This is a genomic window from Tolypothrix campylonemoides VB511288_2 (genome assembly GCF_045999855.1).
GTDB classification, from domain to species: domain Bacteria; phylum Cyanobacteriota; class Cyanobacteriia; order Cyanobacteriales; family Nostocaceae; genus Scytonema; species Scytonema bouteillei_A.
Genome location: NZ_JBFPMW010000012.1, coordinates 294,774 through 308,994, shown reverse-complemented (window position 1 = coordinate 308,994; position 14,221 = coordinate 294,774). Strand labels below are relative to the sequence as shown.

The 14,221-nt window shown below is 42.8% G+C and carries 11 protein-coding genes; 7 read left to right on the top strand and 4 right to left on the bottom strand.

Going from position 1 to position 14,221, the window contains the following annotated elements; translation table 11 throughout:
- The 3 genes from AB0756_RS30155 to AB0756_RS30145 all read left to right on the top strand — a co-directional run bounded on the left by AB0756_RS30155 (position 1) and on the right by AB0756_RS30145 (position 4,267).
- Positions 1 to 633 carry a pentapeptide repeat-containing protein gene (locus AB0756_RS30155; RefSeq protein ID WP_038075843.1) on the top strand — a complete coding sequence of 211 codons (633 nt, stop codon included), beginning with the start codon at positions 1 to 3 and terminating at the stop codon, positions 631 to 633.
- A 151-nt stretch (positions 634 to 784) separates the two neighbouring features.
- Positions 785 to 2,428 (top strand): sensor histidine kinase, encoded by a 1,644-nt coding sequence (locus tag AB0756_RS30150; RefSeq protein ID WP_202048666.1) that lies wholly within the window; start codon positions 785 to 787, stop codon positions 2,426 to 2,428.
- A gap of 90 nt (positions 2,429 to 2,518) precedes the next feature.
- Positions 2,519 to 4,267, top strand: a complete 1,749-nt coding sequence (locus AB0756_RS30145; RefSeq protein ID WP_237265959.1) for an ATP-binding protein — start codon at positions 2,519 to 2,521, stop codon at positions 4,265 to 4,267.
- Positions 4,268 to 4,303: 36 nt separating this feature from the next.
- Here the strand turns inward: AB0756_RS30145 and AB0756_RS30140 are convergent, their stop codons facing one another.
- Together AB0756_RS30140 and clpS are read right to left on the bottom strand one after the other, a co-directional pair.
- On the bottom strand, positions 4,304 to 5,176 hold the full coding sequence (locus AB0756_RS30140) for a CPBP family intramembrane glutamic endopeptidase (protein WP_408019901.1): 873 nt from the start codon (positions 5,174 to 5,176) through the stop codon (positions 4,304 to 4,306).
- A gap of 10 nt (positions 5,177 to 5,186) precedes the next feature.
- A complete protein-coding gene (gene clpS, locus AB0756_RS30135) occupies positions 5,187 to 5,468 on the bottom strand; it encodes an ATP-dependent Clp protease adapter ClpS (RefSeq protein WP_038075846.1) in 282 nt (93 codons plus the stop codon).
- A 181-nt stretch (positions 5,469 to 5,649) separates the two neighbouring features.
- On the opposite strand from clpS, the gene AB0756_RS30130 reads away from it, so the two are divergent.
- Positions 5,650 to 6,006, top strand: a complete 357-nt coding sequence (locus AB0756_RS30130) for a hypothetical protein (protein ID WP_038075848.1) — start codon at positions 5,650 to 5,652, stop codon at positions 6,004 to 6,006.
- 46 nt (positions 6,007 to 6,052) lie between these two features.
- Here the strand turns inward: AB0756_RS30130 and AB0756_RS30125 are convergent, their stop codons facing one another.
- Positions 6,053 to 7,228 carry an LL-diaminopimelate aminotransferase gene (locus AB0756_RS30125; protein WP_038075852.1) on the bottom strand — a complete coding sequence of 392 codons (1,176 nt, stop codon included), beginning with the start codon at positions 7,226 to 7,228 and terminating at the stop codon, positions 6,053 to 6,055.
- 316 nt (positions 7,229 to 7,544) lie between these two features.
- Complete coding sequence (locus AB0756_RS30120; RefSeq protein ID WP_038076116.1) at positions 7,545 to 7,742, bottom strand: hypothetical protein; 198 nt, start codon at positions 7,740 to 7,742, stop codon at positions 7,545 to 7,547.
- Between the two features lie 468 nt (positions 7,743 to 8,210).
- Here AB0756_RS30120 and AB0756_RS30115 point away from each other — a divergent pair, with 468 nt between their 5' ends.
- The 3 genes from AB0756_RS30115 to AB0756_RS30105 all read left to right on the top strand — a co-directional run bounded on the left by AB0756_RS30115 (position 8,211) and on the right by AB0756_RS30105 (position 14,206).
- Positions 8,211 to 8,609 carry an STAS domain-containing protein gene (locus AB0756_RS30115; protein WP_050046760.1) on the top strand — a complete coding sequence of 133 codons (399 nt, stop codon included), beginning with the start codon at positions 8,211 to 8,213 and terminating at the stop codon, positions 8,607 to 8,609.
- 99 nt (positions 8,610 to 8,708) lie between these two features.
- Entirely contained in the window at positions 8,709 to 11,480 is a 2,772-nt protein-coding gene (locus AB0756_RS30110) for a TIGR03936 family radical SAM-associated protein (RefSeq protein WP_038075853.1), read from the top strand.
- Positions 11,481 to 12,121: 641 nt separating this feature from the next.
- On the top strand, positions 12,122 to 14,206 hold the full coding sequence (locus AB0756_RS30105) for an Rne/Rng family ribonuclease (protein WP_038075856.1): 2,085 nt from the start codon (positions 12,122 to 12,124) through the stop codon (positions 14,204 to 14,206).
- Positions 14,207 to 14,221 lie beyond the last annotated feature (15 nt).

The following is a 14,221-nucleotide window of genomic DNA, read 5'->3' as shown; positions in this document are numbered from 1 at the left end:
ATGAACATAGAAGAAATTCGATTGGGACAACTCAAACACTTGCCTGGTGCTTCTTTAGAAGACGAAGATTTATCAAATCTCGATTTAAACCGCATTAATCTTGCTGGTGCAAACCTTGTTGGCGTAAATTTCACAAGTTCCAAACTTGAGGGCGGACATTTAGAAGGCGCTAATTTGATGGGCGCAATTCTGGTACAAGCTGACTTGCGAGCAAACCTTATGGGAGCAAATTTAATGCAAGCAGATTTAACAGAAGCTGACTTGCGAGGTGGTAACTTCCGGGGTGCTAACTTAATGGGCGCGAGATTGAGTGAGGTATCTTGTGCTGGTGCTTTTTTAAGTGGGGCTAATTTAATGAATGTTAACTTACAAGGTGTTGACTTTCGCGGTGCCGATTTGCGTGGTGCGAATTTAACTGGGGCAAATCTTAAAGGCGCAGATTTAAGCCGTGCAGATTTACAAGGAGCTTTGTTAAGTGAGGCAAATTTAGAAGAAGCTGATTTGCGAGGGGCAAATCTTGCGGGGGCAAATCTCACAGGCGCAAACTTACTCTGTGCTGAATTAGATGGTGCTAATTTGAGTGGTATTAATTTAGACAGGGCGTGTTTGGCAGGAACAGTGACAGAAGAGTAAGGTAGGCAGTGTTCGCAGTGAGATATCAGTGGGCACTGCCCACCTAATAAAAATTTGTTGCTTAACACTATCAAGTAATTATACTGTGTTATGTCTTACACGTACAAGGCATACTGACTGTTATAAGCCAATGTTTGGAGAAGAAGTCAGTATGAACGTGAATGTAGCAGTAGATGTAACCATCACAGAACAATTGCCTTTTAAATTGGCTGAAACAGAGAGTCTTACCAATACTTCTTCTGGGGACTATAAAGCAACAAGCTTTGACGGTGGTGCTTCAGACACGTTGGATTTTAAAACTGTTCTCGAGCGTTACCAAGAGTTACAAGAATATGCCCAACAATTAGAAGAGACACTAGCCTTATCCGATGGACAGCATCAAATCCTAGCATCCATTGCTCAGGGAAAGCCATTGGGAACTGTTTTAGAGGAGTTAGCCCTGTTAATTGAATCGCGCTCAAAACAGACAGTCTTTTGTTCCTTTTTATTTGTTGAAGATGGCAAACGGTTGCGCCACGGTGCAGCACCCAGTTTGCCCGCAGAATATAATGCAAAGATTGATGGTATCGAAATTGGACCAATGGTAGGTTCCTGCGGTACTGCTGCTTACCATAAAGCTTCGGTCATTGTAGAAGACATTGCCACAGATCCGTTGTGGGCAAAATTTCAAATTGCTTTGGACTATGGTTTGAAAGCGTGTTGGTCTACACCCATTCTCTCAGCAGACGGACACGTGCTGGCAACTTTTGCAATGTACCATCCCTTCCGCTACAAACCAACTAACCACGATCGCGCACTCCTTGAAAAAGCAACATATTTAGCACGAATTGCAATTGAACGGCATTTAGTAGAAATTACTCTCAGACACCAAGCAGAAAAATTAGAGCAAGCTTTAAAGAACCTCCAGCAAACCCAGATGCAACTCGTGCAAAAGGAAAAAATGTCAGCTTTAGGTAACCTTGTCACGGGTGTTGCTCACGAAATTAACAATCCTGTTGGTTTTTTATTGGGGAATCTACAGCCAGCACAAGACTATGTGAAGGATTTGTTGAGGTTGCTTGACCTTTATCAGCAAGAATATCCCCATCCCAACGTCTCCATCGAGTCTGAAATTAAGGCTGTTGACCTCCAGTATTTACGGGAAGATCTGCCCAAACTGTTAAGTTCCATGCAAATTGGTATCAAGCGCCTTCACAGTATTAGCACCAGCTTACGCACCTTCTCCCGCGCTGATAAGGATTACAAAGTCCCCTTTAATATCCATGAAGGGCTTGAGAGTACGCTGCTGATTCTCAAACATCGATTAAAAGCTAACGACGATCGCCCGATAATTGAAGTTATTACTGAGTATAGCGAATTACCAGTAATTCATTGTTTCCCAGGACAACTTAATCAGGTTTTTATGAATCTTCTAGCAAATGCGATCGACGCCTTGGAAGAATCAAATCAAGGGCGCAGTTTTGCCGATATTTCAGCCAATCCCAATCGTATTGCGATTCAAACCTTGCAGTTAGATAGCGATCGCGTGAGAATCCGTATTACCGATAACGGTATTGGTATGACTGAGGAAGTTAAACAGCGTATCTTCGACTACCTTTATACAACTAAAGCTGTAGGTAAGGGAACTGGGCTGGGGTTGGCGCTTGTCCGTGAAATCGTTGTAGAAAGACACGGCGGGGAAGTTGAGGTGAATTCCTTACCCGGTCAAGGAACTCAATTTACCGTCGTGTTACCGATTAACAACAACCCGTGCTCCACGCTTAGTGACATTGAAATCTCTAAGAAGACTTCATGATTTCTACGTGATAATACTGTATTAAATTCTCAAATATAATGTTATCAATCCAACATAACACAAATAATACTTAAGCATCTATCAAAAAAAATGATATCCTCAGAAAATTCAAATCAAATTCGGGGATTTTGTTCGCGAAGTGACGCTGAAAGCGGCTTGGAGAGTGAAACTGGCGGACTGTGTGAAGCAGAATCGGGCACAAAATATGCTCTGCGATCGCCAGAAGATACACTAGAACAGCTAGAAGCAAGCCATAACTTGCTAAAAGCCCTAACTGTCGCTCAGTCTCAGTTTATAGTTGACGCCAATCCACGCATTCTGTTTGACAATTTACTAGACAATCTTTTAGAACTCACAGAAAGTGAATACGGCTTTATTGGAGAAGTTGTTTATACAGATAACGGTCAACCTGAGTTGGAAGCACACATGAAAGTCCGAGGTCAGCCCTATCTCAGGACTTACACCATTACCAACAATACTGGGAATGATGAAACAAGAGCTTTTTATGAAGAAAATACCCCAAAGGGGATGGAATTTTACAATCTCAAAACCTTCTTTGGAGAAATCTTGGTTACGGGTCAACCCGTGATTGCCAACCATCTCACTACCGACCCCAATAGGGGAGGAACACTGGAAGAGCATCCACCTTTAAAGGCGTTTTTAGGCTTGCCCTTTTTCATGAAAGAAAAGCAATTACTGGGTATGGTGGGAATCGCTAACCGTCCCGGTGGTTACGGTAAATCTTTGATAACCTACTTAGAACCATTTTTGCTAACCTGTAGCAACGTCATAGCCGCCCACCGCAATGACAAACGCCGACAGCAAGCAGAATCCGCATTACTTCGGCGGACAATCGAACTTCAACAGGTACTCGATCAATTATTACAAGAAGTAGTTGAACGCAAACAAGTAGAAAATGCATTGCGTGAAAGTGAAGCGAGAGAACGTCAAAAAGCGGTAGAACTCCAAGAAGCGATAGAACAGCTAAAACGTACCCAAAGCCAATTGGTTCAAACAGAGAAAATGTCTAGCTTGGGGCAATTAGTGGCAGGTATTGCTCATGAAATTAACAACCCTGTTAATTTTCTTTGTGGTAATCTTAATTACGTAAATGAGTATAGTAAAAATTTGCTGAGTCTTATTGAGAAGTATCAACAATATTATAATCTCAAACCAAACCCAGAAATTGAAGATTTGTTAGAAAAATTCGATTTAGATTTTATCAAACAGGACTTACCAAAAGTCATGTCTTCAATGAAATTTGGAATTGAGCGCATTCATGATATTGTTGTTTCTCTAAGAACTTTTTCCCGATTAGATGAAGCTATTATCAAAACTGTCAATATTCATCAAGGTTTAGATAGCACGCTCTTCATATTGCAACACCGACTGCAACAAACATCACAACGCAAGGAAATTCAACTGATTAAAATTTACGATCGCTTACCTCCTATTAGATGTTATGCCAGTCAATTAAATCAGGTATTTATGAACTTGCTTGTCAATGCTATAGATGCTGTAGAACAAAAAATTGAAAGAGCAAAACAAGCAAGTGAAAATTTCTTACCTCAGATTCAAATTCGTACTGAATTACGAGAGGGTGAAAAAGTCGCAATTTATATTGCTGACAATGGGGTTGGCATTCCGGAAACATTCAAGCCACGGATCTTCGATCCCTTCTTCACCACTAAACCTGTTGGTAAAGGTACGGGGTTGGGCTTAGCCATTAGTCATCAAATTATTGAGAAACACCAAGGTGAATTGCGCTGTATTTCAACAGTAGGTCAGGGTACAGAGTTTATTATTGAGATTCCTTTGAAAATAGGGATTAGGGGTTAGGGGAAACGATCTTCTTCCCCGTTCTACTCCCTTGTCTTAATTTTGGTTTTTAACGCTCCTGGTTGAGAGCTTTGACGCTTCACCCAACTTACCAGCGCGTCCCCGTATAAATAATGCCAGAACAGCCATAAATAACAACCCCATGATTCCAGCCAAAGGATTCCTATTCACACCAGTTACCCAGTCCGGTACTTGTCCGGAATAAGTCATTAAATTCCCAACATTAATAATGTAGTACCCCCAAGCCAAACCCCCATGCAAACCCATTGCTAGACCAAGGCGTCCCCTACACCAGCGCTTACTCCATACCTGCGTTAACCCTAAGAGAACTAAAGCAGGAAATTGAGGAAATGAGTGAATAATTGCTTCCAAAGGTTTAATAAAATGCGATACAGCAAATAAAACTGCATTTACCCAAAGACTTACGTTTGGGCTGTAGTTCCGTTGCAACTCATCAAGCAACCAGCCTCGAAACAGGAGTTCTTCAGCGAACCCTACCGCCAAGCCTACAATTAAACCTTCTAAAACAATTTTCAATAAAAAAACTTCGGGTTGTTGCCAAACCAGCCAACCTAAAATGCCTTCTATTCCAAATAAAACTAAAACACAAATAAAACCGATAGCCAATCCACGCAACAGTTCTACACCATTCTGGCGTGTAAACTCCAAGCCATAGCGCCGCAGTACCTGAGACTCATTGTAAACGTGCTTGCCCCATAGCTTGGTTAAAATCATAAATTCGACATACAGCAACACCATTGTCACAATGCTGACTAGGTTAGTGTCGCGTACATACAAATAAAATGGAGCAGCTAGAGGCAACCACAGGATTAGCAAACACAGCACAAAACAACCCAGCCTAATAGGGGCGGGGCGTTGAGACAAACGGTGAATTTCTGTTTTCAACAACTGTTGTCTTCTACTCTTCAGGTTCTATTGTGCTGGTTAAACCATGATTTTTCAACGTTTCACAATAGAACTCCGCATGTTCTTGGGCGCAGGTAATGACCAAAGCAAGACCATTTGTATGTGCTTCCATCATGATACTAACAGCCTGAGGCTGAGTCAGATTCGGCACAGTAGTCAGTAGAACTTGGACTACATACTCCATAGGGTTGTATTCGTCGTTATGGAGCAAAACTTTATATCGAGGCGCTAGCTTGCGCGATGTTGAACGCTTTTCTAGGGTTTCGACAGACACGGCTCTTTGCTCTTCTTTTACAGGATTAGTACAACGAAAGTTATTGAAATGATGACTTAACACTTGTTAATCTATTCTATAACATAGCTATGCAACAAGTGTTTAATTTTTTGCATTTTGAATTTTTTGGTATGTATGAAAATAGGGGCTAGGGGTCAGTTTTTCCCGCCCAAGCTGAAACATGGACGATCGCCCGAACTTTCAACCCGGTCAAATTGTGTCTTTAGAGCACGGTAACAAGAAGTTGTACGCAGAAGTTATTCAAGTGGTAACCTCTCGTCAGTTATGTTGGGTGCGTCCTTTACTGTTGGTTACCTTTACCCAAGAAGACTCCCCTGCGATCGCTGACTTGCGGGATGCATCTGACTTACTCTGGTCTGTGGGTTTATTTCAACCTGCTTTGGACGTAGAAGTTATTGGTTTGTTAAGTCAGGTTTTGGCTAAGGAACCCAAACCCGGACATGAAACCGTCGCCAAACACCAACTCAATCAATTTCTTCACCAAATTTGGCGATCGCAAAGGAATTATGAATTATAAATTATGAATTATGAAATTTTCTTATTCATAATTCATAATTCATAATTTATAATTCATACCTGATTCCCGCATCACGCATCCGTTGAAGGGCTTCTTCGATGCGTTCTTCAGGGAGAGTCAGGGCTATGCGGAAAAAACCTTCTCCCGATTCGCCATAACCTATACCAGGCGCAACAATAATGCCGCATTTGTCAAGGAGTAGTGTGACAAATTCTGTAGAGGAATATCCTTGAGGAACGGGAACCCAAAAATACAGGGTTGCTTTGGGTGCTTCAATAGACCAACCTAACGATCGCAATCCTTGAACGAGAATTTCGCGTCGGTTTTGATAAACTGCTGAAACAGACTTGAGTTCTTCTTCACTCGCACAAAAAGCTGCGATCGCACTCATTTGAATTGCTCTAAACACTCCAGAATCGATATTACTCTTGACCTGTTTTAAAGCACCAACAGCTTTAGCGTTTCCTGCTACAAATCCAATGCGCCAACCAGCCATGTTGTAAGACTTAGACAAACTGTGAAACTCAATTGCTATATCTTTTGCTCCAGGAATTTGCAGTACGCTTGGCGGTTTGTAATTGTCGTAGGCAATTTCTGAGTATGCGTGGTCGTGACATAACAAAATATCGTACTGTTTACAAAATGTAACTAGTTCCTCGAAAAATTCTAAAGTCGCGATCGCACCTGTGGGATTGTTAGGGTAATTTACCCATAACAGCTTACTCTTATGGGCTATTTCTTCCGGGATAGAAGTTAAATCGGGTAAAAAATTATTTTCTGCCTTTAGAGGCATGGCATATGGTTCGCCACCCACGAAAATTGTAGATGTCCGATATACTGGATAGCCTGGGTCAGGAATCAGGGTGTGGTCTCCTTCTTCTACGAATGCTAAGAACAGATTGTGGATGGATTCCTTGGAACCAACAGAAGATATTATTTCCGAGTTGGGATCTAGATCTTCCACTTTGAATCTACGTTCCATCCACCGAGCGGCTGCTTCACGAAAATCTTTGGTTCCTTGATAAGGTGGATAGGCGTGGCTAGAAGGGTTATCGATTGCATCATGCATTGCCCTAACAACGCGAGCAAGTGTGGGTTTATCTGGATCGCCTTTTGCTAAATTGATGACGTCAATACCCTGGGAAACAAGTTTCGCTTCCTTGCGATCGATCTGGGCAAATAGGTAATGGGGAATTTTTTCTAAGCGTTTGGCAAGCTGCATGGCAACTGTTACGGACTACTTTATGAACTGGAAAAGCATTGTTCTCACAGTTTACGCCATTACAGTCAGTAGTTAATCAGAAATATATTTTCTTTTCGATCGATAGTAATAGTCTTAGAGGGTATGTGAAATATTTTTAGTGCTGTATCAAAGTTTTGCAGAGACACCCAAATCCCCCGTTTTAAGGGGGACTTTAGGAATATTTTTTAATAAAGGTAATAAGTAGGTTGAAGCTAATATAAAGTCAGCAGGCAAAGAAATATAAATTGTTACCCGTCCCAATTTTTATCGATCGAAGACTGGTTCTCAATCGCTGTTAAGAAATGCTTGGAACTAACTGAATGCGCCCAGCATCCATCTCTGCCATAAGTAATTCTAATGCTTCATAGTCTATATCGGAAATATATCCCGTCTGCGTTAACTCCCAGTTAATTTCGTTTTCTATTTCAGGAGTTAGTTTTTTGATATCAAGAGCTTTTTCTACCAAGAGACGAATAGAATATCTGGTTTTCATACAAAAATAAGCGTAATATCCTAAATTGTTATTCTCCACGAGAAGATTTTGTATAAAAAGCGATCGCAAACCCCGCTTTTTTGTGACCTAGATCACAGCTTTTTTTAACATTGAGTTTGCTGGAAAGCCAAAAGACATAGTGAAAAAAATGTATACAAAACTTATAAGTTTTCTCATTTTAAATCTCGAAATGGTCTTAGAATCATAGCTTACATGAGTCTTTCTCTACAAAGCAAGTAAAACCATTTTTTCTTTATTAAACTTATATCCAGAATCTTAGAATGAGTTCCCTTGAATGTATATTTAAATACAGTTTTTTGTGAATTTGAGACAATCTTTAAAGAGAACGGCTGTGGCAATAAAGATTCAGCAAAGAGGCGTAGGACAAATGGTCGATGTGAGGAAAAAAAGATTATGGTCAAATACATCTATCTTTAAAATTTCATGAACCAAACATAGGATGTCACAATGTTGTTAATAGATTATCCAAAAATTGCAGTTATTCGCCCACAAGGTAGTTTAAGCGGCTCAAAAGCTCTAGAGTTAGATAAAGACCTGAGGACTACCCTAGTAAAAGAAGATATTTCTGTCTTACTGTTAGATTTACAATATGTAGAATCTTTAGATTGCTCTGGGTTGATGGCATTGGTGTCTGCACTGAAATTGGCTCAAACCAAGAGAAAGCGTTTTAGCCTCTGCTGCGTCCCTGCTCCATTAAGAATGATTTTTGAACTGACACAACTCGATACAGTTTTTGAAATGTTTGATTGCGAGGCAGAATTTGAAGCCACTTGTGAATCTGTACGCGAGGCAGAATTTGAAGCCACTTGCGAGTCTGTAGGGGAACCAGCACTGTTGTGTGCCTGAAATTAGGAAAATAAAACGAGCGGCTCGCCACCAAACACCGAATCAATGCTAAGGTTGGAGGGGAGTATCTGTATTATAAGGTAGCTCGAAGATAGCACAGTGGCTGTTGCATTTGAAAAGTTAATCTCACCGGATATATTAAAGCCAGCTCGTTACCTAGGTAACGAGCTCTTAGCAGTTCATAAGCCTTGGGACTCCGCAGTAGTACGCTGGGTACTTACCTACCCAGAAGTCTATGAAGTTGGTGCCGCAAATCTAGGGCATGTTATTCTCTATAACATTCTTAATACCCAGCCGCGCCAGTTATGCGATCGTTCGTATCTACCAGGAACGGACTTAGCGGCGAAGTTAAGAGCAACAAACACACCGTTGTTTGCGGTGGAATCCAAGCGAGCGTTGAGCGAATTTGACATTTTAGGATTTAGCCTCAGTTATGAGTTAGGGGTAACCAACATTTTGGAGATGTTGGATTTAGCTGGTATTCCTTTAACTTGGCGGGAACGTATGGAAGGGACTGGGGATAGGGGACTAGGGGACAAGGAAGACAAGGGGGACAAGGAAGACAGTTATACCTTATCTCCCCCCTCTCCCTTGTCTTATCCTTTAATCTTCGCGGGTGGACAAACGGCGACGTCCAATCCCGAACCCTATGCTGATTTCTTTGATTTTGTTGCATTGGGGGATGGTGAAGAACTTCTACCAGAAATTGGTTTGATTTTGGAAGAAGGTAAGAAAGCAGGGCTCAATCGTACAGAGTTATTGCTGGAGTTAGCACAAATACCGGGCGTGTACGTTCCTCAGTTTTACGATATGGCGGAGGACGGTTCGGTTCATCCCAACCGCCCGGATGTTCCCAAAAAAATCTTGCGCCGAGTCGCAACTCCCATACCCGCCTACTCCATTGGCTTGGTTCCCTACATCCAACCAGTCCACGATCGCCTGACAATTGAAATACGTCGCGGTTGTACCCGTGGCTGTCGCTTTTGTCAACCGGGAATGCTGACTAGACCGGCGCGAGATGTAGAACCGGAGCGCGTGGTTGAAGCAATTGAGCAAGGAATGCGGCAGACGGGTTATAATGAATTTTCCTTGCTATCTCTCAGTTGTTCTGATTATTTGTCTCTGCCAGCTGTAGGGATGGAAATTAAGAACCGTCTCAAAAATGAGAACATAACTCTTTCTTTACCAAGCCAACGAGTAGACAGATTTGATGAAAATATTGCCAATATCTTGGGTGGTACAAGACAAGGGGGATTGACTTTTGCACCAGAAGCTGGTACGCAACGGATGCGCGATATTGTCAATAAAGGATTGACAAATGAAGAACTGTTGCGAGGTGTAAAAACGGCTTGGGAAAAAGGTTGGGACAAAATTAAGCTGTACTTTATGATTGGCTTACCCGGAGAAACTGATGCTGATGTTTTGGGTATTGCGGAAACAGTAAGCTGGTTGCAACAAGAGTGTCGGGCAAATCGGAGAAAACCTCTGTCGTTAAACTTAACAATTTCTAATTTTACGCCCAAACCCCATACTCCTTTTCAGTGGCACTCAGTTTCAACAGCAGAGTTTAAACGCAAGCAAGGCTTATTGCGGCAAGCATTTCGCCGTATGAAAGGAGTGAAGGTGAATTTCACCGATGTCCGGATTTCAGCAATGGAAGATTTTGTAGGACGAGGCGATCGCACCCTTGCTCGTGTGGTCCGTCGTGCTTGGGAACTAGGTGCTGGAATGGACTCTTGGTACGAGAATATAGAAAAAGCATACAGCGCATGGGGAACTGCGATCGCAGAAGCAGGTTTGGATTGGAAATACCGCCTGGTTGAAAACGGTGAATGGAATTTGTTTGGAGTTGAACACACAGGGGAAGAAGGAGACAAGGAGGACAAGGAAGATCCGGTAGAACTTTCTCCTTTGTCTACCTTGTCCCATGCTCTAGACCGACCCCTCCCTTGGGACCATCTCGATACAGGTATCGATAAAAAATGGCTCAAGGAAGATTTACAACGCGCTCTACAAGCAGCTACAGTACCGGATTGCTCTTTTGAAGGCTGTTCTCATTGTGGGGTTTGCAGTACTGATTTTGGTCACAATATAGTGATTTCGCCACCAGAGATTCCTAAATTTGCTGGGGAGTTTGTACCCAACAAAACAAAAGCACAAAGATTGCGTGTTTGGTTTGGTAAACTGGGTAACATGGCTTTAGTCAGTCATTTGGATCTATTGCGCTTGTTCGATCGGGCTTTGCGAAGAGCGGGATTACCAATTTCTTTTACAGGTGGATTCCACCCACATCCTCGTATCGCTATTGCCAGTGCTTTATCTTTAGGAGCAACTAGCAGCGGTGAAATTGTGGATTTCGATCTAACTACACCAATCGAATTGGAGGATTTCCGGCAAAAGCTAGCCGCAGCCTTGCCACCAGATACTCCTTTATATAAGGTGGAACAACTGGATTTAAAAGCACCAGCAGCCAGTCAACTGTTGGAAGCAGCAGAGTATTTGATGACTGTAGCTTGTTCCAATGGAGAAGTGGTTCCTGTACAATGGCAAGGTTGGATTGATACAATAAAAGCAAAAGATGAAATTTTGTGGGAACACACAACCAAGTCTGGTAAGACACAGTTAGTAAATCTGCGCGATCGCTTGAGAGAGTTGGAAATAGTAGAGCCATCAAGTCTGACCTCAACTAATGTCCAAAGCTGTTTTAAACATCAAGAACAATCCGCAGTCGTTCTACGTTATGTAGGCAGTTGTCGCCAAGATGGAACAGTGTTGCGTCCGGAGCAAATTCTGTCTATCCTAGAACAAGTAGCAGGTGCAGAATTTCATCTGCTTCACGTTCACCGCAATCGGCTGGTTTTAGCGGTATAATCTTGGAGAGGGCAATTTGCTAGTGGTTGCCCTCTAAATGCATATCTTGGGAATTGATTTTTGACAAGGTTGCGTTAGAATTAGAGGAAGAGAAATTTTCTGGCGCTGCATTGAGGGATCTGGTTCACTACCCTGGTACTGTTCAGGGCGTAAGAGCAAAGATGTTAGAGTGCGATATTTAGGATTTTATGGGCGTGAAAAACCGCTATCTGATTCATGAAACACTCTCCTTGATAGCTAGAATCTCGATCCAGCAATCAACAACAAGCACCGTAGGCTTCTCTAACTCTATAATTTTTAAAACTACTTTGAGTGCTCGAGCCTTAAGTGGTAAGAGACCTGCATCAAAAATTAACCGGGGACGGGTGCTTAAATTTGCTTAAATAGTATGCAGCCGTTCTAGAATAATCAAAAAAGCCAAGTGCGTTGGGAAGGCGCGTCATCGGGCGGCAATGCTCCCTTGAATATAGTGCCATTGAGTTTCCCAACTTGAAGCAACTAGCGCTTATTGGAAGCGGAAGTTTGAGCAAAGAATCGCAATTTTTATTACAAGCTGCACTGACTCAGGCTTGCTGGGGCTTTTCAAGAACAATAAACCCCAAAGTCTGTTTGTGCCGCCGAGAATTGAGGAACATAATTGAATGCCAAAACAAATTATCATAGCAGAACAGCATCAGATTGCTGCTGTATTTTCTGAAGATCAAATACAAGAACTTGTTGTAGCTACAGGTCATCACCAAATTGGTGATATATATTTGGGTGTAGTTGAAAATGTATTACCTGGGATAGATGCTGCGTTTGTCAATATAGGAGATCCGGAACGGAACGGTTTTATTCACGTAACTGACTTGGGACCCCTACGGCTCAAGCGTACAGCCGCAGCAATCACAGAATTGTTAGTGCCACAGCAAAAAGTGTTGGTTCAAGTGATGAAAGAACCAACAGGAACCAAAGGACCGAGACTGACGGGAAATATTACCTTACCCGGACGTTATGTAGTGCTGATGCCCTACGGGCGGGGTGTAAATTTATCACGGCGAATAAAGAGCGAAACCGAACGCAACCGCTTGCGTGCTTTAGCAATTTTAATTAAGCCCGCAGGTATGGGTCTGCTCGTTCGTACCGAAGCAGAAGGTAAGCCGGAAGAAGCAATCATAGAAGATTTAGAATTACTGCAAAAGCAGTGGGAAGCCATTCAGCAAGAAGCGCAATCAACTCGTGCGCCAGCACTGCTAAATAGAGATGATGACTTTATCCAACGCGTACTGCGCGATATGTACGGTGCGGATGTCAACCGGATTGTGGTTGATTCGAGCACGGGTTTAAAGCGAGTGAAGCAGTACTTGCAAAACTGGAGTGGCGGACAAACTCCACAAGGGTTGTTAATCGACCATCACCGCGATCGCACTGCTATATTAGAGTACTTCCGCATTAATGCTGCTATTAAAGAAGCCCTCAAACCTAGAGTAGATCTACCTTCTGGCGGATATATTATTATTGAACCAACAGAAGCATTAACGGTGATAGATGTCAACTCCGGATCGTTCACGCGATCGGCAACAGCTAGAGAAACCGTTTTGTGGACTAACTGTGAAGCAGCAGCAGAAATTGCTCGCCAACTCCGCTTGCGAAACGTTGCTGGCGTGATAGTCGTTGATTTTATTGATATGGAATCGCGACGCGACCAACTACAAGTTTTGGAACACTTCAACAAAGCACTCAAAGCAGACAAAGCCCGTCCCCAAATTGCCCAACTCACCGAATTGGGCTTGGTGGAACTGACTCGCAAGCGCCAAGGTCAAAACATTTACGAATTGTTTGGCAAAACCTGTCCAACTTGTGGCGGTTTGGGACATGTTGTCCATCTCCCTGGCGAAACTGAAAGCCGTTTACCAACATCACCAGCAGAATTACCAGACCGATTTGCTCCTCTGTCTAATAGAGAGCAACCCCGATTGGCGCAAACAACCAGAGTCCCCGAACCCCGAGAAAGTAATTACGACGGGTATGGAGAACCATCATCCTATGAAACAAGTGGCGAGTTGTCTTCTCTCAATTTAGATCATCATCCCAGCTACCGGGAAATAGGTGAAGATAGAATCAAGCGCCGTATCCGTCGCAACCGCCAGCAAGGGCTGAATGGAGGAAATGGCAAAGAAGAAAACCGGACAATCGGTAGCCCATCACTTTCTTTCGATCAAGACTTCGATCTTGATGACGAACCGGAAATTGGAAGCGTATCAGAAATTCCCTTACCCGTTCCTAAAGGAGCATGGGGCGACAGACCCGAACGGACTAAAATTACCAGGATAGAACCTGTCAAACCAGTGGTAGAACCACCTGAGATTGTCACAGTAGAAATGTCTTCTCCAGAACAGGAAGTTTTTGCTTACACGGGTGCGTCTCCACTGCTGAAATTGAATCGTGAAGTCAAAAATCCCAAGGCAGTTATTATTAACGTTACCCTTCCCGGTCAAAATTCAACAGCAACAGTTACGGAATCAAGTTCTGTAGATGAAGAAGAAGAATCAACCCCGTTACCTATTAGCGAACCACCAACAATCACTCAAACCATAGTTGAGCCAGTGGTAATTCGCAAACCTGTAGAAGCAGAAACAACGGTTGATGAGCCAGTCGTTTCTGAAGCAGTAGATAACTCTGAAGCAAGTGGTAGCATAAGCGGGCGTCGCCGTCGTCGCCGTTCCTCTTCTGTAGACTCCGATTGATTCATCTACCTGGCT

Coding starts and splice junctions, on each gene's coding strand:
- AB0756_RS30155 (WP_038075843.1), top strand. CDS start 1: ATGAACATAGAAGAAATTCGATTGGGACAACTCAAACACTTGCCTGGT.
- AB0756_RS30150 (WP_202048666.1), top strand. CDS start 785: ATGAACGTGAATGTAGCAGTAGATGTAACCATCACAGAACAATTGCCT.
- AB0756_RS30145 (WP_237265959.1), top strand. CDS start 2,519: ATGATATCCTCAGAAAATTCAAATCAAATTCGGGGATTTTGTTCGCGA.
- AB0756_RS30130 (WP_038075848.1), top strand. CDS start 5,650: ATGGACGATCGCCCGAACTTTCAACCCGGTCAAATTGTGTCTTTAGAG.
- AB0756_RS30125 (WP_038075852.1), bottom strand. CDS start 7,228: ATGCAGCTTGCCAAACGCTTAGAAAAAATTCCCCATTACCTATTTGCC.
- AB0756_RS30120 (WP_038076116.1), bottom strand. CDS start 7,742: ATGAAAACCAGATATTCTATTCGTCTCTTGGTAGAAAAAGCTCTTGAT.
- AB0756_RS30115 (WP_050046760.1), top strand. CDS start 8,211: ATGTTGTTAATAGATTATCCAAAAATTGCAGTTATTCGCCCACAAGGT.
- AB0756_RS30105 (WP_038075856.1), top strand. CDS start 12,122: ATGCCAAAACAAATTATCATAGCAGAACAGCATCAGATTGCTGCTGTA.